General features: G+C 72.9%; 19 protein-coding genes. 10 read left to right on the top strand and 9 right to left on the bottom strand.

The window, feature by feature from the left end; all coding sequences use genetic code 11:
- Positions 1 to 11 precede the first annotated feature (11 nt).
- Genes AB0H28_RS17780 through AB0H28_RS17765 form a run of 4 tightly spaced genes read right to left on the bottom strand, consistent with a single transcriptional unit; the run spans position 12 to position 5018 of the window.
- A complete protein-coding gene (locus AB0H28_RS17780) occupies positions 12 to 1493 on the bottom strand; it encodes a 2-hydroxymuconic semialdehyde dehydrogenase (protein ID WP_358040884.1) in 1482 nt (493 codons plus the stop codon).
- Positions 1494 to 1513: 20 nt separating this feature from the next.
- Positions 1514 to 2842, bottom strand: coding sequence for an NAD(P)/FAD-dependent oxidoreductase (locus AB0H28_RS17775; protein WP_358040762.1), 1329 nt, complete (start codon positions 2840 to 2842; stop codon positions 1514 to 1516).
- Entirely contained in the window at positions 2842 to 4125 is a 1284-nt protein-coding gene (gene kynU / locus AB0H28_RS17770; RefSeq protein WP_358040759.1) for a kynureninase, read from the bottom strand. The genes AB0H28_RS17775 and kynU overlap by 1 nt, the downstream gene beginning before the upstream one ends.
- Positions 4126 to 4139: 14 nt before the next feature.
- Positions 4140 to 5018, bottom strand: a complete 879-nt coding sequence (locus tag AB0H28_RS17765; protein WP_358040756.1) for a tryptophan 2,3-dioxygenase family protein — start codon at positions 5016 to 5018, stop codon at positions 4140 to 4142.
- Positions 5019 to 5165: 147 nt separating this feature from the next.
- Here AB0H28_RS17765 and AB0H28_RS17760 point away from each other — a divergent pair, with 147 nt between their 5' ends.
- The 3 genes from AB0H28_RS17760 (at position 5166) to AB0H28_RS17750 (ending at position 7147) form a co-directional block, all read left to right on the top strand.
- Positions 5166 to 5612, top strand: coding sequence for an Lrp/AsnC family transcriptional regulator (locus tag AB0H28_RS17760; protein WP_278104040.1), 447 nt, complete (start codon positions 5166 to 5168; stop codon positions 5610 to 5612).
- A 109-nt stretch (positions 5613 to 5721) separates the two neighbouring features.
- On the top strand, positions 5722 to 6234 hold the full coding sequence (locus AB0H28_RS17755) for a hypothetical protein (protein WP_358040752.1): 513 nt from the start codon (positions 5722 to 5724) through the stop codon (positions 6232 to 6234).
- A 13-nt stretch (positions 6235 to 6247) separates the two neighbouring features.
- On the top strand, positions 6248 to 7147 hold the full coding sequence (locus AB0H28_RS17750) for a class F sortase (RefSeq protein ID WP_358040749.1): 900 nt from the start codon (positions 6248 to 6250) through the stop codon (positions 7145 to 7147).
- A 13-nt stretch (positions 7148 to 7160) separates the two neighbouring features.
- On the opposite strand, the gene AB0H28_RS17745 is transcribed toward AB0H28_RS17750, so the two are convergent.
- Positions 7161 to 7700 carry an HNH endonuclease gene (locus AB0H28_RS17745; protein WP_358040746.1) on the bottom strand — a complete coding sequence of 180 codons (540 nt, stop codon included), beginning with the start codon at positions 7698 to 7700 and terminating at the stop codon, positions 7161 to 7163.
- Between the two features lie 266 nt (positions 7701 to 7966).
- On the opposite strand from AB0H28_RS17745, the gene AB0H28_RS17740 reads away from it, so the two are divergent.
- The 3 genes from AB0H28_RS17740 to AB0H28_RS17730 all read left to right on the top strand — a co-directional run bounded on the left by AB0H28_RS17740 (position 7967) and on the right by AB0H28_RS17730 (position 11106).
- Entirely contained in the window at positions 7967 to 9040 is a 1074-nt protein-coding gene (locus AB0H28_RS17740) for a mechanosensitive ion channel domain-containing protein (RefSeq protein ID WP_358040743.1), read from the top strand.
- A gap of 233 nt (positions 9041 to 9273) precedes the next feature.
- Positions 9274 to 10641, top strand: coding sequence for an MFS transporter (locus tag AB0H28_RS17735; protein WP_358040741.1), 1368 nt, complete (start codon positions 9274 to 9276; stop codon positions 10639 to 10641).
- Positions 10642 to 10719: 78 nt separating this feature from the next.
- Positions 10720 to 11106: a globin gene (locus AB0H28_RS17730; protein ID WP_358040882.1), complete on the top strand. Its 387-nt coding sequence runs from the start codon at positions 10720 to 10722 to the stop codon at positions 11104 to 11106.
- A gap of 18 nt (positions 11107 to 11124) precedes the next feature.
- On the opposite strand, the gene AB0H28_RS17725 is transcribed toward AB0H28_RS17730, so the two are convergent.
- From AB0H28_RS17725 to ettA, 4 genes are all read right to left on the bottom strand, one after another.
- Positions 11125 to 11712 carry a YbjN domain-containing protein gene (locus tag AB0H28_RS17725; RefSeq protein WP_358040739.1) on the bottom strand — a complete coding sequence of 196 codons (588 nt, stop codon included), beginning with the start codon at positions 11710 to 11712 and terminating at the stop codon, positions 11125 to 11127.
- A 131-nt stretch (positions 11713 to 11843) separates the two neighbouring features.
- Positions 11844 to 12512, bottom strand: coding sequence for a hypothetical protein (locus AB0H28_RS17720; protein ID WP_358040737.1), 669 nt, complete (start codon positions 12510 to 12512; stop codon positions 11844 to 11846).
- On the bottom strand, positions 12509 to 12952 hold the full coding sequence (locus AB0H28_RS17715) for a thioesterase family protein (protein ID WP_358040734.1): 444 nt from the start codon (positions 12950 to 12952) through the stop codon (positions 12509 to 12511). The genes AB0H28_RS17720 and AB0H28_RS17715 overlap by 4 nt, the downstream gene beginning before the upstream one ends.
- Positions 12953 to 12965: 13 nt before the next feature.
- Complete coding sequence (gene ettA, locus AB0H28_RS17710) at positions 12966 to 14642, bottom strand: energy-dependent translational throttle protein EttA (RefSeq protein WP_358040731.1); 1677 nt, start codon at positions 14640 to 14642, stop codon at positions 12966 to 12968.
- Between the two features lie 211 nt (positions 14643 to 14853).
- On the opposite strand from ettA, the gene AB0H28_RS17705 reads away from it, so the two are divergent.
- The 4 genes from AB0H28_RS17705 to otsB all read left to right on the top strand — a co-directional run bounded on the left by AB0H28_RS17705 (position 14854) and on the right by otsB (position 19657).
- Complete coding sequence (locus AB0H28_RS17705) at positions 14854 to 15138, top strand: hypothetical protein (protein ID WP_358040728.1); 285 nt, start codon at positions 14854 to 14856, stop codon at positions 15136 to 15138.
- Positions 15131 to 15517: a hypothetical protein gene (locus tag AB0H28_RS17700; RefSeq protein ID WP_358040726.1), complete on the top strand. Its 387-nt coding sequence runs from the start codon at positions 15131 to 15133 to the stop codon at positions 15515 to 15517. Before AB0H28_RS17705 ends, AB0H28_RS17700 begins: the two co-directional genes overlap by 8 nt.
- Positions 15518 to 15659: 142 nt before the next feature.
- Complete coding sequence (locus AB0H28_RS17695; protein ID WP_358040723.1) at positions 15660 to 17060, top strand: trehalose-6-phosphate synthase; 1401 nt, start codon at positions 15660 to 15662, stop codon at positions 17058 to 17060.
- Positions 17057 to 19657 carry a trehalose-phosphatase gene (otsB, locus tag AB0H28_RS17690; protein WP_358040720.1) on the top strand — a complete coding sequence of 867 codons (2601 nt, stop codon included), beginning with the start codon at positions 17057 to 17059 and terminating at the stop codon, positions 19655 to 19657. Before AB0H28_RS17695 ends, otsB begins: the two co-directional genes overlap by 4 nt.
- Positions 19658 to 19690: the final 33 nt, after the last annotated feature.

Genomic DNA, 19690 nt, shown 5'->3' with positions numbered 1-19690 from the left:
ACTCCTCGCGCTCACGACAGGTCCACGCAGACGTTCGTCAGTTCGGAGTAGAAGGCCAGCGAGTGCGCGCCGCCCTCCCGGCCGACGCCGGACGCCTTCACCCCGCCGAACGGGGTGCGCAGGTCGCGCAGGAACCAGGTGTTGACCCAGACGATGCCGGCGTCCAGCCGCACCCCGGCCCGGTGCGCCCGGCCCACGTCCCGGGTCCAGACGGTCGCCGCCAGGCCGTAGTCGGTGCCGTTGGCCAGCGCGTACGCCTCGTCCTCGGAGTCGAACGGCGCCACGTGCACGACCGGGCCGAAGATCTCCTCGCGGTTGGTCCGGGCGTCCGGCCCGAGCCCGGTGAGCACCGTCGGCTGCACGTACGCGCCACCGTCGCGGGCGTCGCCGAAGCGTGGCGTCCCGCCACCGGCGCGCACCTCGGCGCCCTCGGTGCGGGCCAGCGCGTAGTGGCCGAGCACCTTGTCCCGGTGGGCGGGCGAGATCAGCGGCATGTTCACCGTCGCCTCGTCGGCCGGCCAGCCGTACGCCAGTTCGTCGGCGCGCTTCGCCAGCCGCGCGGTGAACTCCTCGAACACCGGCCGCTGCACGTAGATGCGCTCGGTGCACAGGCAGACCTGGCCGCCGTTGGTGAAGCTGGACCGCACCGAACCGGCGACCGCCGTGTCCAGGTCGGCGTCGGCGAAGACCAGGCCGGCGTTCTTGCCGCCCAGCTCGAAGCTGACCGCCTTCACCCCGTCGGCGGCGGCGCGCATGATGGCGCTGCCGGTGGCCGACTCGCCGGTGAAGGTGATCGCGTCCACGCCGGGGTGCCGGGTCAGGTGCTCGCCGGCCGAGCCGGGGCCGAAGCCGTGCACCAGGTTGAACACGCCGTCCGGCACGCCGGCCGCGGCCATCACCTCGGCCAGCAGCGTCGCCGAGGCCGGCGTCTCCTCGCTGGGCTTGACCACCACCGCGTTGCCGCAGGCCAGGGCCGGGGCGACCTTCCAGGTGAGCAGCAGCAGCGGCAGGTTCCACGGCACGATGACCGCGACCACGCCGACCGGCTTGCGGACCGCGTAGTTGAGCGCCCGGCCACCGGTCGGGGTGACAGTGGTGAACGACTCGGTGGGCGCGGTCGCGACGATCTCGGCGAACGCCCGGAAGTTCGCCGCACCGCGCGGGATGTCCAGCGTGCGGGCCTGCGAGATCGCCTTGCCGGTGTCCGCCACCTCGGCGGCGACCAGGTCGTCGAAGCGGCGTTCCAGCTCGTCGGCGACGCGGCGCAGCACCTCGGCGCGGTCCCGCTCCCCCATCCGGCCCCACGGGCCGCGCAGCGCGGCCCGGGCGGCGGTGACCGCGTCGTCCACCGTGGACCTCGACGCCTCGACCACCTCGAAGACCGGTTCACCGGTGACCGGGCTGCGCTTGGTGAACCGGGAACCGGCGTCGACGAACGCGCCGCCGACAAAGTTGCGCAGCAGGGCGGGCCCGTCCGGCGCGTGCCCGGTCATCAGCCGGGGGTCCCAGCGCGTCACCGCCGCCGCCCCAGCACCGCGCCGACCCCGCCGGCCAGCAGCGCCACCGCGCCGGCCACGACCGCGCCGACGGCCGCGTACTGGCGGCGGACCCGGCGACGGACCTGCGCGTACGGGGTGGTGGAGAAGGAGACCAGCTCGTACTGGGAGACGTAGCGGCCGGGCAGCGCCCGCTCCAGCGCGTGCTCGACCTGCTTGCGGGCGCGGAACACCGGCGAGGCCACCTTGTCCCGCATCTCCACGAAGTTGGCCAGCGCCATCCGGGCGATCGCCTCGGCGTCGTCCTGGCGGCGCTGCTGGAACAGCGGCAGCGCGGCGGCCCACTCGTCGTCGCACTCGTCCAGGCAGCGGTCGAGTGCGACCACGTCCTCGAACGCGCAGTTCGCGCCCTGGCCGTAGAACGGCACGATGGCGTGCGCGGCGTCGCCGAGCAGGCCGACCCGGCCGGCCACCTGCCAGGGCGTGCAGCGCACCGTGCCGAGCACCCCGACCGGGTTGTGCTGGTAGTCATCGACCAGGTTCGGCGCCAGTGGGACCAGGTCCGGGTAGTGGGTGGGGAAGAACCGCTCGATCGCGGCCGGGCTGCTCAGCGACGCGAAGCTGCTCCTGCCGTGGGTGGGCCAGAACAGCGTGCAGGTGAACGAGCGGTCCGGGTTGGGCAGCGCGATCATCATCGAGGTGCCGCGCGGCCAGATGTGCAGCGCGCCCGGGTCCAGCGCGAACTCCCCACCGATCGGCGGGATGGTCAGCTCCTTGTAGCCGTAGTCGAGGAAGTCCAGGCTCTCGGTCAGACCCCCGTACGCCAGCAGTTGCCCGCGCACCGCGGAGCCGGCGCCGTCGGCGCCCAGGACGACCGACGCGGCGGCGTTGACCTTGCCCTGCGGCGTCTCGAACGTCATCTCGCCGCCGACCGGGTCGAGGCCGACCAGCCGGTGGTCGAACGCGATCCGCACGCCCGGCAGCGCGGCGGCGGCGTCGAGCAGCGCGTTGTTCAGCGCGCCCCGGCTGATCGAGTTGATCGCCCGGTCCCCGGAGACGCTGTACGGCTGGAACTGCGGCTCGCCCCCGACCGGGTGGATCATCCGCCCGCGCATCGGCAGCGCGTCCGCCATCACCTGCTCGTCCAGGCCGATCCGGCGCAGCGCGTCCAGCCCGCGTTCGGACAGCGCCAGGTTGATCGAGCGCCCGCGCTCGACCGTGCCGGTGCGCGGGTCGCCCCGCCGCTCGTAGAGGGCCACCGGGTAGCCGCGCCGGGCCAGGAAGCAGGCCAGCAGGCAGCCGGCCAGCCCGGCCCCGACCACCGCGATCTCGTCCCGTGCCCGCATCAGCCCTCCCTGCCGACCACCGAGGCCAGCGCGTCGGCGACCCGCCAGCAGTCGTGGTACGTCGAATAGAGCGGCACCGGGGCGAACCGCACCACGTCCGGTTCCCGGGCGTCGGCGATCACGCCGTGCTCGTGCCGCAGCCGCTTGGTCAGCTCGCCGGCGCCACCGCCGCCGCTGCCGACCCGGACCGAGAGCTGGCAGCCGCGCCGGGCCGGGTCGCGCGGCGTGATGACGGTCAGCGGCCGGCCGGGCGTCACCTCGTCGAGCAGGCGCGCCAGCCAGCCGGTGAGCCGCAGACTGCGCTCCCGCAGCGCCGGCATGCCGACGGCGTCGAACAGCTCCAGCGAGGTGCGCACCGGGCCCATCGCGAAGATCGGCGGGTTGGAGATCTGCCACGCCTCCACGGTGGCCGGTGGGCGGGACACCGGTGTCATCTCGAATCGGGTCGCCGCCTCGGTGCTCCACCAGCCCTCGAACCGGGGCAGCGACGGGTCGGTGTGGTGCCGCTCGTGGACGAAGGCGCCGGCCAGCGCGCCCGGGCCGGCGTTGAGGTATTTGTAGGAGCACCAGGCGGCGAAGTCGACGTCCCAGTCGTGCAGCGCCAGCGGCACGTTGCCGGCGGCGTGCGCCAGGTCCCACCCGACCACCGCGCCGGCGGCCCGCCCGGCGGCGGTGACCGCCGGGATGTCCATCAGCTCGCCGGTCAGGTAGTTGACGCCGCCGAGCAGCAGCAGCGCCACCGTCCGCCCCTCGGCCGCCAGGAAGTCGGTGACGTCGGACGTGCGCAGGGTGTCCTCACCGGCGCGGGGCCGCAGTCGCACCACTGCGGTGTCCGGGTCGAGGCCGTGGAAGCGGGCCTGGCTGCGCACCGCGTAGCTGTCCGACGGGAACGCGCTGTCCTCGATGACGATCTTCGTCCGCTCCCCCGCGGGGCGGTAGAAGCTGACCATCAACAGGTGCAGGTTGACCGTCAGCGAGTTCATCACCACGGTCTCGGTGGCCCGCGCGCCGACCAGGCGCGCGGCCGGCCCGGTCAACAGCTCGTGGTAGGGCAGCCAGGGCCGCTCCGCCTCCAGGTGCCCCTCCACGCCGAGCCGCCGCCAGGCGTCCAGGTCGGCGACGAGTTCGCCGGCGGTGGCCCGCGGTTGCAGGCCCAGCGAGTTGCCGGCCAGGTACGCCACGTCGGGATGCCGCCCGCCCTCGGCCGGCGGCACGTGGAACAGGTGTCGGTGGCCGGGGTCGGCGGTGTCGAGCCGGTGGGCTTCGCTCTCGGGGGTGATCATCGAGGGTTCTCCGGTCACATCGCGGTACGGGCCGACCACAGCTCCGGGAAGACCACCCGGGCCATGCTGCGCTGCAACCATGCCAGGCCGGCCGAGCCGCCACTGCCGACCTTCGCGCCCATGGTGCGTTGCACCGCCTTGACATGGTTCCAGCGCCAGTCGCCGAACCGCTCGGCCACCTCGGTCAGCGCGTCGCCGAGCATCCGCAGGTGGTTGTCCGGCCCGCCGTCACCGTAGACGCGCACCCAGGCCGCCTCGACGCCTGGGTGCGCCTCGTGCTCCGCCGTGACGTCCCGCTCCAGCAACTCCGCCGGCAGGGCGAAGCCGCGCCGGGCGAGCAGCGCCACCACGTCGTCCCAGAGGCTCGGCGTGGCCAGCGCGGCGGTCAGCTCGGCGTGCACGTCGGCCTGCCGGCGGAACGGGCGGATCAGCGCCGGGTCCCGGAGACCGAGCAGGAACTCCAACTGCCGGTACATCGCCGACTGGAAGCCGGAGCCCTCGCCGAGGCGGTCGCGGAAGCGGTTGAAGTCGGCCGGGGTCATCCACCGCAGCCCCTGCCAGGCCGCGTTGAGCCCCTCCAGGTGCAGGGCGGCGCGGCGCAACGGCGGCAGCGCCTCCCAGACCCGGTTGGCTCGCACCTCCCGCTGGGCGTGTCGCAGCTCGTGACAGGTCAGCTTGAAGTACAGCTCCATGATCTGGCTGACCATCAGGAAGGACATCTCACCCGGATCGTCGCTGAGCGGCTGCTGGAGCCGGTGCAGCGTGCTCGCGTGGACGTACGCGTCGTAGGGCACGCGCTCGGCGAACTCCAGCGTCGGCTCGCCGCCGTTGCGTGCCGCCCGGGCCGCCCGCTGCTGACCGGTCACCGGGCGCACCGCCGTCGTGTGTTCCACCGTCTTCTCCGTCCGTGCGCGGGGTAAACGCCATGATCCCGCTGGTGGACGCGCGGATGGAATGCCTGTTCAACGGCGGTAGGCTGGGGTGACTTCACGAACTGAAAGCATCTCGCATCATTGACTTGACGGAAGAAAGGTCGCCGCGTGGACGACATGGACTGGGCGCTGCTGCGCGAGCTCCAGGCCGACGCCCGGCTCTCCTACAGTGAGCTGTCCCGCCGGGTGCACCTGTCGCCGCCGGCGGTCGCGGAACGGGTGCGCCGGCTGGAGGAGTCGGGGGTGATCACCGGCTACCACGCGCACGTGGACCTGACCCGGGCCGGGCGCACCGTGCTCGCGCTGATCCGGATGTCCTGCTATGGCGCCCGCTGCATCCTCAACGACCCGGACGTGGCGCGCTGGCCGCAGATCATGGAGATCCACCGGATCACCGGCGACGCGTGCAGCATGCTCAAGGTCGCCGCCGCGTCGATGGGCGAGTTCGAGGCGGTGATCGACCGGCTCGCCCCGTACGGCCAGCCCGCCAGCACCATGGTCCTGTCCACGCCGCTGGCCTGGCACCCGGTGGAGAAAGGAGGGGCCCCCGCTTAACGCCTCCGGTAGAGGAGGGGGCCCCTGTTAACAGCCCCGCTGACCGGGAAGGCAGCCCCCGCTGCCCGTCAGCGGGTCCGGTGCGACGCCGCACCGGGAGGGGGGAACCATGCGAGGGCTTCTGTCACATCGCGCGCTGTCGTCCGTACTGGGCCTGCTCGGCCTGGTCGCGGCGTTCGTCCTGACCACCGCCCCACCGGCCCGGGCCGGGGAGAGCGTGTTCATCGAGGTGACGCCGAACAGCGTCCAGGCCGGCTCCCGGGTGAACCTCCGGGCCGGCTGCGACAACAACAACGACCGTCAGGCGCAGGTCACCTCGGACGCGTTCGGCCGGGTGGTGTTGCGCTCGAACAACGGCTTCCTCACCGGCTCGGTCACCGTGCCCGGCAACAAGGCGGCGGGCGACTACCCGGTGAATCTGGACTGCGCCAACGGCGCCACCGCCTCGACCATGCTCACCGTGCTGAACATGTCGCAGCCGAGCAAGGGCCCGGCGACCGGCGGCGGCGGCACCGCGGGCGGCGGTCGGGGCACCGGCTCGCTGCTGCTGGTCGGCGGTCTGGTGGCGGTGGCCGTGGTGGCCGGCGTGGGTGCCCGCCGCAGGTCCGGCAGCCGCGTCTGACCGGGGTGCGGCCATGGCCCGCGCACCGCGACGCCACACCCGCGCCGGACCGCGCCCGGACCGGGGCCGCCCCGGCGGCACCGGACGTCGTGGCGCCGCGCACCCGCGCCGCGCCGTCGCCGCCGAGACGGGCGGCGGGCGACGGCGGCTGCGGGCCGCGCTGCGACTGACGTCCCGCGCCACCCGCCGGTTCGCGCACACCGCCGGGCACGCCTTCTCGGCAAGCCTCGCCACCGCCGACCCGCACGCCCACCCGGTCGCCGTCCGTCCCGGCCGGACCACCACCCGCCGGTACGCTCCGGGGCGGGGCCCCGGCGTCCCGGTGCTGGTGGTGGCCGCCCTGATGGCGATGATCGTGGTGATGCTCGGGGTGGAGCGGGTGACCGGCGTCAGCGTGCTGCCCGACCGGTTCGTCGCCGGCCTGCGCCCGCCGCCGAAGAAGTTCCCGGTGCTGCCGGCCAGCCCACCGACCGACCTGACCATCGGCAAGCTCGACCTGCGCGCGCCGGTGCACCGGGTGGGCATCGCTCCCGACGGCAGCATCGCGGTGCCGGACGTGGGCCGCGCCGGCGAGGTCGGCTGGTACGACCAGGGCCCGACCCCCGGCCAGTACGGCCCGGCGGTGCTCGTCGGGCACGTCGACACCACCACCGGACCGGCCGTCTTCCATGGGCTGCGGGAGCTCGACGACGGCGACCGGATCGAGGTGACCCGGCAGGACCGCTCGGTGGCGGTCTTCGAGGTCACGTCGATCGAGCGGTACGGCAAGGAGAAGCTGCCGGTGCAGGAGGTCTACGGCGACTTCAGCCGCCCCAACCTGCGCCTGATCACCTGTGGTGGGCGTTGGGTGGGCGGCGAGACCGGCTACGCCGACAACCTGGTCGTCTACGCCTCGCTGGTGAAGACGCGCTGAGCGCCCGGCCGGCTCAGGCCGCCTCGGGCTCCGGTTCGCGCAGGTCGAGCCAGTCCGCCCAGCGTGGGTCGGGGGCGCGGTGGCCCAGCACCCGCCAGGCGTTGCCCTTCGGCGCCACCGGCGGACGGTGCAGCCGCCAGCCCAGCTCGGCCGGGGTCTTGTCGCCCTTGGTGTGGTTGCAGCGGGCGCACGCGGCGACCACGTTCTCCCAGGCGTGCCGGCCGCCCCGGCTGCGCGGGAAGACGTGGTCGATGGTTTCCGCCGGCCCCCGGCAGTAGGCGCACCGCCACCCGTCCCGGGCGAAGATCGCCCGGCGGGAGAGCCCCACATGGGTGCGGTAGGGCACCCGGACGTAGCGGGTCAGCCGCACCACGGACGGGATCGGGAGCGCGTTGCGCGCGCTGTGCAGGATGCCCTCGCCGTCGGCCACGCAGACCGCCTTGGCGGAGAGCACCAGGATGGCGGCCCGACGCACCGACACGACGCACAGGGGCTCGTAGGTGGCGTTGAGAACGAGCGCACCGGAGCCCGCCGTGGGTCGTATGTCAGGCATCGCGCTCACCCTCCCGGTCCAGCCGCTCCCGCCGCCGCAGGTGCCGGGACCGCCCGCGCACACGGCGTCGAGCGGCCCTGGCGCCGGCCGGGATCACCGACGTCCGTTGGGCCAATAGTCCCTGATCGCGCCCCGGAATGCACGCACTAATCCGGGGTACCCCCGTCGGGACTGATCCCGGCGTGCCAGGATGACCGGTTCCGTCCGCGACGATCGTCGGACCCGGCCGCCCCGCCGGGCGGGTCCGTGCGGGTCCGGCGCCGCCGGTGCGGTACGAAAGCACGGTGAACGTCTCCGACCTGATCGCCGCGCTGCTGTCCGCGCTCTCCGACCGGCGCCCGGACTGCCAGGGCAGCACCTCCTGCGAGTTCCTCTATCGGCTGACCGGCTCCGCCTGGTTCGCCGAGAGCAGCTACTGGGTGCTGCTCAAGCCGCTGCGGGTGGCCTTGATCCTGCTGATCGCCGTGGCCGCGCGCTGGGCGCTGCACCGGACCATCAACCGGCTGGTACGCACCACCACCCAGGGCGCGGTGCCGACAATGCTCCGCCCGCTGCGCGAGCGGATCCCCAGCGCCACGCTCGACCCGCAGCAGTTCGTGCCGGAGCGGCGGCGGCAGCGGGCCGAGGCGATCGGGTCGGTGCTGCGCAGCATGGTCACCGCGTTCGTCTTCGGCATCGCGCTGCTGATGGTGCTCAAGGAGTTCAGCTTCGACCTGGCTCCGCTGCTGGCGAGCGCCGGCATCGCCGGCGTGGCGCTCGGCTTCGGCGCGCAGAGCCTGGTCAAGGACCTGATCGCCGGCCTGTTCATGCTGATCGAGGACCAGTACGGCGTGGGCGACATGGTCGACCTCGGCGAGGCCAGCGGCGTGGTGGAGGCGGTGGGCCTGCGGGTGACGAACGTCCGCGACGCCCGGGGCGTGCTCTGGTACATCCGCAACGGCGAGATCGTCCGGGTGGGCAACAAGAGCCAGGGCTGGGCGCTGGTCGTGGTGGACCTGCCGATCGGCTTCGCCGGCACCGAGGAGGCTCTCGCGGTGCTGCGTACCGCGGCGGCGTCGGCCACGCTGGACCCCGAGCTGGCCCCGCAGATCGTGACCGAACCGGAGGTGCTCGGCGTCGAGCAGATGACCGTCGACGGCGCGGTGATCCGTATCGTCGTCAAGACCACCGCCGACGGACAGTTCGCGGTCGGCCGCGAGCTGCGCCGCCGGCTCGCGGAGGCGCTGGAGAACTCCGGCATCACCGCCCAGATCGCCGCGACCCGGCTCTTTCCCGGGTTGCCACCGCAGGCGTCGTCGCCGCCGCGGAACGAGGCGACGGGCACCGGCGGGGCCACCTGAGGTCGGGCGTCGTCGGACGATTTCGGGGGGTCGCGCGTCGCGTGGCCCCTCGGGTATCGTCCGTTCGTTCAGTCGGAGATGCGACGATCTATCCGTTCGCCCTAGTCAGTTGTCAGACGATCGGGCAGAATCCGGTGAACACCCTCCACCGGGGAGTGTGTTCGTGTCCTCGCCGATCGGTTGACCTGACGACAGTTCCCGGTCGCGCCATCACAAGTGGCCGGCCCGGAACGATGGAGGCGACGGTGTCCGACCAGCGGCCCGCCCACGAGAGCCCGGCCACCTTCCGCGACGTCTTCGGTCAGTCGGAGTTCCGCGCGCTCTTCGCGGCCAACGTCCTGTCCTGGGTCGGCGACTATCTCGCCAAGGCCGCGGTCACCGTGCTGGTGCTGCGCGAGACCCAGTCGGTCGCGCTCTCCGCCGCCGCCTTCGCGGCCAGCTACCTGCCCTGGTTGATCGGCGGCCCGCTGCTCTCGGCGCTCGCCGAACGGCACCGCTACCGCCAGGTGATGGTGCTCTGCGACCTGCTCCGGATGGCGCTGATGGTGCTGGTCGCCATGCCGTTCATGCCGGCCTGGTCGATCCTCGCCCTGGTCTTCGTGGCGACGTTGGCCAACCCGCCGAGCCAGGCGGCGCGCTCGGCGCTGCTGCCGCACATCCTCGCCGGCGACCGGCTGGTGGTGGGCCTCACCGTCTCCACCAGCGCGGCGCAGGCCGCCCAGGTCGTCGGATACCTGGCCGGCGCGGCCATCGCGGTGCTGGACCCGAGCACCGCCCTGCTGATCAACGCGGGCACGTTCGCCGTGTCGGCCACGCTGGTCCGGTTCGGCCTGCGGGACCGGCCCCCGGCGATGACCGAGGCGCACCGCAGCCACCTGCTGCGCGAGACCGCCCAGGGCTTCCGGATCGTCTTCGAGCGGCCGGTGCTGCGGGCCATCGCGGTGCTGGTGTTCAGCGCCATGCTCTTCTCGATCGTCCCCGAAGGGCTCGCCGCCGGCTGGGCCGCCGACCGGACCGGCGGCGGCATGGACGCCGGCACCGCCCAGGCGCTCATCATGGCCGCCAACCCGGTGGGATACGTCCTCGGCGGCCTGCTCCTCGCCCGGCTGGCCGGGCCGGCCCGCCGGCTGACCCTGATGCCGGTGCTGGCGGTCGTCGCGCCGGCGGTGCTCGTGCCCTCGCTGTTCGACCCGCCGCCGGGTGTGGTGGCCCTGCTGGCCGGCGCGTGCGGCTTCGCGGTCGGCGGGCTCGTCCCGGTCGCCAACGGTCTGTTCGTGCAGGCGCTGCCGGACGGCTACCGGGCCCGGGCGTTCGGGGTGATGGCGAGCGGCACGCAGGTCATCCAGGGCGCCTCGGTGCTGGCCACCGGCGCGCTGGCCGAGCGGTTCACCATCCCGGCGGTGGTCGGGGTCTGGAGCGCGGCGGGCGTGCTCCTCATGCTCGTCACGGCGGTCACCTGGCCCCGCCCGGCGACGATCGAGGCGGCCGTCGAGACCGCCCGGGCGGAGTCGGCCGTCGGGAGCGGGCCCCTGCCGCAGCGGGGGCCGGCCGCCGGCGACCGGGGGCGGGAGCACAGCCGGCACCGGCACGCGGTGACGTGACGCGCGACGCCCGACGGGCGGGCGCGGGCGCCGGGTCGCACCTGGCAGGATGGAAACGTGACTTCCCCAGGCGAGTCGATGACGCTGTTCGAGGCGATCGGCGGTGAGCCCGCCTTCCGCAAGCTGGTGGACGTGTTCTATGCCGGCGTCGCCGACGACCCGCTGTTGCGGCCGATGTATCCGGAGGAGGACCTGGCCCCGGCGGCGGACCGGCTGACCCTCTTCCTGATCCAATACTGGGGCGGTCCGCGGACCTACTCGGAGCAGCGCGGGCATCCGCGCCTGCGGATGCGCCACGCCCCGTTCCGGGTCGGTGCCGCCGAGCGGGACGCCTGGCTGCGCCACATGCGGCAGGCGGTGGATGCCCTGGACCTGCCGCCGCAGCTCGCCGGCGTGCTCTGGGACTATCTGGAGCGGGCCGCCTATTTCATGGTGAACACCGACGACGACCCGGCCGCGGGCTGACCGGCCCGCCGGCGCGGCTCAGAGCAGGGCGCCCTCGTCGTGCAGCCAGTCGACGAACGTGGTCGCCACCGCCGCCCCGCAGTCGAGCATCTCGACCAGGAGCGCGTCGTGGGTGCCGGCGCCGAGCGGCACCTGCAACTCGGCGTAGATCGGCAGTTGGCCACGCTCGGTCGGGTCGCCGATGTATGCCTTGCAGAACCGCCGGGTGTGGTTCCACTCGTTGACCACCCGGTAGGCCCGGTCGGCCCAGTCCGGCGGCACCGTCGCGTGTGGACGGGCCCGCATCACGAGGATCTCGTCCTCCGGGCCCTCCAGCGCGACCAGCACGGCGTGCCGTTCCCACATGGCCAGCAGGTTGCCGTCGCCGTCGGCCAGGTAACGCACGTCGAGCAGGTCGAGCGCGTCACAGACCCGGCCGAGGGTGACCGGGGCGACGGTGGCCGGCATGTCCGCGATGACCGGCCGCTCGGGCGCCGGCGGCGCGTCGTCGCCCGGCCGGCGCGGGGCCGGTGGCCCGACCCGGACACTGTCGTCCACTGTGGTCCCGCTTCGGGTTTCCGGATCGCCGCCACCGGCGGGACCGGGGCGCCATGACCACCACGGCATCGCTCGCGCACCTCACTCCCCAGCGGATCCAGCCGCCTACAGTGCGTTGGATCCGAGGATGGACGGTACCCGGACAGCCGGCAGGAGGCATCCCCCCAACGACCGCCCCGGCCCGGAAGAATGATGCCGGGTCATCCGTTCGGATGAACCCGGGTAGGCGTGAGTGCAAGGTCCGCCACCGTCCGCGACCACACCGCCCCGTACGGGCCGACCAACCCGACCCAATGACCTGCGATCCGCACCTGAACGTCGCCGGTGCCGAGGAAGCCCATCCGCACCACGCCCTGCACCAACCGCTGCGACACCTGCACCGGCGCCGCCGGTGGGTCGTCCGGGGTGACCACCACCGCGACGTGGTCCAGCAACGCGTCGCGCAGCACCCGCTGACCGACCGCCCGGCCCGCCACCCCGTGGGTGGCCGCCGCGCGCAGCGTGCCGGCCGCCGCGTCCGCGATCCGGCGCAGCTCCACGCCGGGGAGCACCTCCACCGGCCGGCTGACCGGCGGCGGCAGCGGCCAGCGCCAGCCGTCGTCCCGTCGCCGGGGCAGCGCCGCGGCGCCCGCGGAGAGCTCGGCCAGCAGGTCCCCCGCGGCGACCGTGACGTCGCCGGGCGCCGTGCCCGGCACGGTGCGCACCACGAGCACCCCCCAGGGCAGGCGGGCCCACAGGGCGGTACGACCGGCGGCGGGCACCGGCCGGAGCCGGACCAGGCCGGCCGGGTCGAGCCGGACCAGCCGGGCCAGGAAGGCGCCCGCGTCCGCCACCCCGGTCAGCCCGTGCCCGGCCGCCGGCCCGGTCATCCGGCCAGCCCCGGCGCGTAGCGGAGCAGGAACGCCCGCTCCTCGGTCGAGATCCGGCGCGGTCGCTGCACCGACAGGTCGAACGGCACCAGCACCGAGCGGGCGGCGCCGGCCAGCGTGTCGCCGTCGTACAGCTCGTAGGCGACCGAGAAGGACGCGGCCCGGATCTCGTCGACCCACAGCTCGATCCGCACGGTCGGCGCCGCCTCCGCGCTGGACCGGCCGAGCGCGTAGTCGACCGGGCGCAGGTAGTCGACCTCGTGCCGGCGGATGACCACCCCGTCGGCGAACGAGCCCACGCCCCACGCCCGGCCGCCGGCGAACATCATCGCCACCCGGGCCTCCTCGTAGAGGGTGAGGAAGCGGGCGTTGTTGACATGGCCGTACGCGTCCAAGTCGGACCAGCGCAGCGCGCAGTGGTAGACGAACCGGTCAGACAAGGGTCAGCACCGGTCAGTCACGGGTGAGCTTGCGATAGGTCACCCGGTGCGGGCGGGCCGCCTCGACGCCGAGCCGGTCGATCTTGTTCTTCTCGTACGCCTCGAAGTTCCCCTCGAACCAGAACCACCGCGACGGGTCCTCGTCGGTGCCCTCCCAGGCCAGGATGTGCGTGGCGACCCGGTCCAGGAACATCCGGTCGTGGGAGATGACCACGGCGCAGCCGGGGAACTCCAGCAGCGCGTTCTCCAGGCTGGAGAGCGTCTCCACGTCCAGGTCGTTGGTGGGCTCGTCGAGCAGGATGACGTTGCCGCCGATCTTGAGCGTCAGCGCCAGGTTGAGCCGGTTCCGCTCGCCGCCGGAGAGCACCTTCGTCGGCTTCTGCTGGTCCGGCCCCTTGAAGCCGAACGCGGCGATGTAGGCGCGGGACGGCATCTCGACCTTGCCCACCATGAGGTGGTCCAGCCCGTCGGAGACGACCTCCCACACGGTCTTGTCGCCGGCCAGGCCCTGCCGGTTCTGGTCGACGTACGACAGCGAGACGGTGGGGCCGACCTTGACCTCGCCGCCGGTCGGCTGCTCCAACCCGACGATGGTCTTGAACAGCGTGGTCTTGCCGACGCCGTTCGGCCCGATGATGCCGACGATGCCGTTGCGCGGCAGCGAGAACGACAGGTTGTCGATCAGCACCCGGTCGCCGAACCCCTTGCTCAGGCCGTGCGCCTCGATGACGGTGCTGCCCAGGCGCGGACCCGGCGGGATCTGGATCTCCTCGAAGTCCAGCTTCCGGGTCTTCTCCGCCTCGGCGGCCATCTCGTCGTAGCGGTCGAGGCGGGCCTTGGACTTGGTCTGCCGGGCCTTGGCGTTCGACCGGACCCACTCCAGTTCCTCGGAGAGGCGCTTCTTCATCTTGGCGTCACGGCGCCCCTCGACGGCCAGCCGGGCGGCCTTCTTCTCCAGGTAGGTGGAGTAGTTGCCCTCGTACGGGTAGGCCCGGCCGCGGTCCAGCTCCAGGATCCAGTTCGCCACGTTGTCCAGGAAGTACCGGTCGTGGGTGATGGCGATGACGGTGCCGGCGTACTTGGCCAGGTGCTGCTCCAGCCACTGCACGCTCTCCGCGTCGAGGTGGTTGGTGGGCTCGTCGAGCAGCAGCAGGTCGGGCGCCTCCAGCAGCAGCTTGCACAGCGCGACCCGGCGGCGCTCACCGCCGGAGAGCTGGGTCACGTCGGCGTCCGGTGGCGGGCAGCGCAGCGCGTCCATGGCCAGCTCGAGCTTCGAGTCGAGGTCCCACGCGTCGGCGTTGTCCAACTCCTCCTGGAGCCGGCCCATCTCCTCCATCAGCTCGTCGGAGTAGTCGGTCGCCATCTGCTCGGCGATCTTGTTGAACCGTTCCAGCTTCGTCTTGGTCTCGGCGACCGCCTCCTCGACGTTGCCGAGGACGGTCTTGGCGTCGTTGAGCGGCGGCTCCTGGGCGAGCATGCCGACGGTGAAGCCGGGCATGAGCCGGGCCTCGCCGTTGCTCGGTTGGTCCCAGCCGGCCATGATCTTGAGGAGGCTGGACTTGCCGGCGCCGTTCGGGCCGACCACACCGATCTTGGCGCCCGGCAGGAAGTTCAGCGTCACGTTGTCGAGCACGACCTTGTCGCCGTGCGCCTTGCGCGCCTTGTCCAGGACGTAGATGAACTGGGCCACGGTGCGGGCTACCTCCGTCGGTTGCGATCGCGGGCTTTCGGGGTGCGGGGCGCGGGCTCCGATGTCCGCCCGCCGCCGGCCGGGAGCCGGCCGCGCGCACGCCGCCGTCAATCCTGACAGGTACGGACCGCCGCGCCCACATCACCCCACCCCAGCAGAGGTACGGCGTGGCGCGTTGCGCCGGCTCGGTATGACTGGCTAGCGTTCTTGTATGACCAAGAAGATCGCCGTGAGCCTGCCGGACGACGTCGCGGAACGGCTGGCCCAGGAGCCGAACGTCTCCGCCTTCGTCGCCGAGAGCGTGCGACAGCGGATGGCGGGTGAGCGCACCCGGCGGACCCTGCGACAGGTCGGTTTCCGACTCGCCGAGGACCGGCTCGCCGAGGCCGGCCGAGCGCTCGACGAGGCACAGGCGAAGATCACGCCGGAACTGCGCGCCCGGGCGGCGAGCCTGCTGAGCGAGTCGTCCCGGGGAAGGCTGACCGTTCGTGACTGACGCCGGCCTGGTCCTCGACACCGCGTGCCTGCTGGCCTACTCCGACGGCGCCGAGGCGGTCGGCGAGCAGATCGTCCAGGTGGCGGACCGCCAGCAGTCCGTGATCGTCCCCGCGCTCTGCCTCGCCGAGGCGTACCGCCGGGTGAGCACCGACGGCTGGCGCCTCCTCGACATCCTCGGCGACCTCGACCAGGTGGTCGTCGCGCCCGTCGCGCACGACATGTGCATGTTCCTGGGCGGCTGGTCACGCACGCTGGGCGGCATGGACCTGGCCCAGACGGCGCTGGAGGCCGCACGGGCCACCACGCCGATCATGACGGACCGGCGGGAACTGCTCGGCGAGGTGCTGCCGAAGGAGTGGCCGATCATCGACCTGTAGAAACGCCGGTGTCGACAAGATCACCAGGAGGATTCGGCGAGCCCCGGGCGGGTAGAGGAGTCCGGCACGGGGGATCAGACGCCGCAGCTACGCTCAGTACGCTCAGCGCGGTGGACCCGTCAGCACCCGGAGGTGGCCGATCGTGACCGTCCGTAGCTCCTTTGTCGTAGTGGCCAACCGACTGCCGGTCGACGAGGTCAGCACCCCCGAGGGGCGGCAGTGGCGGCGCAGCCCCGGCGGCCTGGTGACCGCGCTGCACCCGGTGCTCGCCGAACACCAGGGCACCTGGGTGGGCTGGGCCGGTGGCACCGGCCCCGCGCCCGAGCCGTTCGACCTGGAAGGCATCCGGCTGCACCCGGTGCCGTTGAGCGCCGAGGAACTGGAGCGCTACTACGAGGGCCAGTCCAACGCGACGATCTGGCCGCTCTACCACGACGCGGTGGAGACACCCGCCTACAAGCGGCGCTGGCGCGAGGCGTACCGCCTGGTCAACGCCCGGTTCGCGGAGGCCGCGGCGGACGTCGCGGCCGAGGGCGCCACGGTCTGGGTGCAGGACTACCAGCTCCAGCTCGTCCCGGCGATGTTGCGCGAGTTGCGCCCCGACCTCAGGATCGGGTTCTTCCTGCACATCCCGTTCCCGCCGATCGAGCTGTTCATGCAGATGCCGTTCCGGGCCGAGATCCTGCGCGGCCTGCTCGGCGCGGACCTGGTCGGTTTCCAGCAGCGGCTGGCGGCGCAGAACTTCGTCCGGCTGGCCCGGCACCTGCTCGGTCTGCGCTACGAGGGGCAGATGATCCAGGTCGACGGCCGGCAGGTGAAGGCCGGCGCCTTCCCCATCTCGATCGAGACCCGGGAGATGGAGCGGCTGGCCGAGGACCCGGCGATCCAGGCCCGGGCCAAGCAGATCCGTGAGGAGTTGGGCAACCCGAAGACGATCATCCTCGGGGTCGACCGGCTCGACTACACCAAGGGCATCGAACTTCGACTCAAGGCCTTCCGGGAACTCCTTGCTGACGGAAAGTTGACAGTTCCGGACGCGGTTATGGTGCAGGTGGCCACGCCCAGCCGGGAGCGCGTGGAGCACTACCAGGCACTTCGGGTGAAGGTGGAACGCGAGGTTGGCCGGATCAATGGTGAATTCGGCCGGGTCGGCGTGCCGGCGGTGCATTATCTGCATCAGTCGTACAGTCGCTCCGAACTGGCCGCGATGTACGTCGCGGCCGACGTGATGATGGTGACCCCGCTGCGAGACGGAATGAATCTGGTGGCCAAGGAGTACGTCGCATCGCGCGCCGACCAGGGCGGCGCGCTCGTGCTCAGTGAGTTCGCCGGCGCCGCCACCGAGCTGCGCCAGGCGTTCCTGTGTAATCCGCACGACCCGGACGCGGTCAAGGACGCGTTGCTGCGGGCCGTGCACATCGAAAAGCCCGAAGCCCGCCGCCGGATGCGCGTCATGCAGCGCCATCTGCGCAGCCACGACGTAGGCCACTGGGCCAAGTCGTTCCTCAGCGAGCTCGGCGTCCCCGATACGGAGGCTGCGTGACCTCGCCCGCCGCCGCCACCTCGACCGGTGGTGTGCTCGACCCGGAACTGCGCGCCGCGATCGGCCGCATCGCCCGGATCCCCCAGCTCCTCGTCGCCTGCGACTACGACGGCACACTGGCCCCGATCGTGGAGGACCCGACAAAGGCCGTGCCGCTGCCCGAGTCGGTGGCCGCGATCCGCGCGCTGGCCTCGCTGCCGCAGACGAGCGTCGCGGTGGTCTCCGGCCGCGCGCTGCGCGACCTGGCCACCCTCTCCCGGCTGCCCAGCGAGGTGCACCTGGTCGGCAGCCACGGCTCGGAGTTCGACATCGGCTTCGTCGAGCGCCTCACCCCCGAGCTGATCGCGGTCCGGCACCGGCTCCGCCAGGAGCTGCGGGAGATCGCCGCCGCGCATCCCGGCGTCCGGCTGGAACGCAAGCCGGCAAGCGTCGCCGTGCACACCCGCGGGGTCGACCCGCAGGTCGCCGCGGCGGCCGTGGAAGCGGTCCGCAACGGGCCCGCCACCTGGGACGACGTCACCGTCACCCAGGGCAAGGAGGTCATCGAGCTGTCGGTGGTCGCCACCCACAAGGGCACCGCCGTCGACCAGCTCCGCACCCAGCTCGCGGCCGGCGCGGTGCTCTTCCTCGGCGACGACGTCACCGACGAGAACGCGTTCGGCAACCTGCAGGGGCCGGACGTCGGCATCAAGATCGGCCCCGGGGAGACCCAGGCCGACTACCGGGTGGCCGAGCCGATCGAGGCGGCCCGGGCGCTGGGCCTGCTGCTGGAGACCCGGCGGCACTGGCTCTTCGGTGAACGGGCGGTGCCGATCGAGCGGCACTCGATGCTCGCCAACGGGCGCACTGTCGCGCTTGTCACACCGGAAGCAAAGATCACCTGGCTGTGCCACCCGAAGCCGGACTCGGCGGCGATCTTCGCCGACCTGGTCGGCGGCAGCCCGGCCGGGCACTTCACGGTCGGCCCCGAGCGCGGCGGCATCCCGCTGGGGCAGCGCTACCGCAGCAACACCATGACGGTGGAGACCCGTTGGTCCGGCCTGACCGTCACCGACTGGCTGGACCTGCCCGCCCCGCAGACCACGCCGGACGACCCGGCCGTGGTCAGCGGCGACTCGATCCTGGTCCGGGTGCTCAGCGGCACCGGACGGGCCCGCGTCGAGTTCGCCCCGCGCCCCGAGTTCGGCCAGGTGGCGGTGCAACTCCAGCCGCTCGACGACGGGCTGCTCGTGCTCGGCTCCAACGAGCCGGTCGCGCTGCACTCCCCCGGCCTCGACTGGGAGGTCACCAACGACGCCGGTTACGAGACCGCGAAGGCGGTGGCGGACCTGTCCGCCCTCGGTGGGCAGGTGGTGCTGGAGCTGCGCTTCGGCACGCAGAGCCTGGAGCCGCACCGGGTGCCGGTGCACGAACGGCAGGCTGCCGCCGAGCAGCCCTGGAAGGACTGGGTGGCCTCGCTGCGGCTGCCCGCCACCGCCCGGGAGCTGGTCGCCCGCAGCGCGCTGACGCTGCGCGGCCTCTGCCACGAACCGACCGGCTCGATCCTCGCCGCCGCCACCACCTCACTGCCGGAGGAACTGGGCGGCGTCCGCAACTGGGACTACCGCTACTGCTGGCTGCGGGACGCGGCGATGACCGCGCGGTCGCTCGTCGACCTCGGCTCCACCGAGGAGGCCGAAGGGCTGCTGCGCTGGATCGACGGCGTGGTGGAGCGCACCGGCGGGCACCCGGAGCGGCTGCACCCGCTCTACACCGTCGACGGCTTCGAGCTGGGCGCCGAGGCGGTCATCGACACGCTGCCCGGCTATGCCGGCTCCCGGCCGGTCCGGGTCGGCAACCTCGCCAACCACCAGCTCCAGCTCGACGTCTTCGGCCCGGTGGCCGACCTGATCGCCGCGGTCGCCGACGCCCGGGGCTCGGTCCGCGACGACGAGTGGCGGGTGCTGGAGAACATGGTCGAGGCGGTACGCCGCCGCTGGCACGAGCCCGACCACGGCATCTGGGAGGCCCGCCTCCCACCACGGCACCACATCTTCTCCAAGGTCATGCTCTGGATGACCGTCGACCGGGCGCTGCACGTGGTGCGGCAGCACGGCGGGCAGGACCGGCCGGAGTGGGTCGACCTGCGCGACCGGATCGGCGCCAACGTGCTGGAGCACGGCTGGCACCCGGAGGCCGAGGCGTACAGCGTGGCGTACGGGCACGACGAGATGGACGCCTCGTCGCTCTGGATCGGCCTGTCCGGGCTGCTTCCCGGCGACGACCCGCGCTTCCTCTCCACCGTGCTGAAGATCGAGGCGGACCTGCGCAGCGGCCCGGTGGTCTACCGCTACCACTGGGACGACGGCCTGCCCGGCCGGGAGGGCGGCTTCCACATCTGCACGGCGTGGCTGATCGAGGCCTACCTTCGCACCGGCCGCCGCACCGACGCCGAGGAGCTGTTCACCCAGATGATCGACACGGCCGGGCCGACCGGGCTGCTCCCGGAGCAGTACGACCCGCTCGCCGAGCGCGGGCTGGGCAACCATCCCCAGGCGTACAGCCATCTCGGCCTGATCCGCTGCGCCCTCCTGCTGGACAACTTGCTCAAGCAGTAACCCGGTCGGACGACGCGGCCCGGGACCCGGTGG

Source organism: Micromonospora sp. NPDC050980, from assembly GCF_040653835.1.
Lineage (GTDB): Bacteria > Actinomycetota > Actinomycetes > Mycobacteriales > Micromonosporaceae > Micromonospora.
This window is presented reverse-complemented; position numbering and strand designations above follow the sequence as displayed.